Annotated in this window: 1 protein-coding gene; it reads left to right on the top strand. The window is 64.5% G+C overall.

Annotated elements, in window-relative coordinates:
• Positions 1 to 50 precede the first annotated feature (50 nt).
• Positions 51 to 242: DUF2312 domain-containing protein (locus tag KZZ07_RS27335; RefSeq protein WP_219520180.1), on the top strand; the 192-nt coding region annotated here is incomplete at its 3' end.

The following is a 242-nucleotide window of genomic DNA, read 5'->3' as shown; positions in this document are numbered from 1 at the left end:
CGCTTACCGTGTCGCGGCGAGGGTGCCGCCGTCATCCGACGAGGGACTGCATGACCGACATGACCGACACCGTGGGCGTCGCGGGCGACCGCATCCGCTCGATCATCGAGCGCGTGGAACGGCTGGAGGAGGAGATCAAGGACCTGATGGAGGCCAAGAAGGAGGTCTTCGCCGAGGCCAAGGGCGAGGGTCTCGACGTGAAGGTGCTCAAGGAGATCCTGAAGATCCGCAAGCAGGACAAG

Origin of the sequence: Mameliella sp. CS4 (assembly GCF_019392335.1) — a bacterium.
In the GTDB taxonomy this organism is placed as follows: Bacteria; Pseudomonadota; Alphaproteobacteria; order Rhodobacterales; family Rhodobacteraceae; genus Antarctobacter.
Note: the sequence above shows the minus strand (reverse complement) of the source record. Positions and strands in the feature narration are given on the sequence as shown.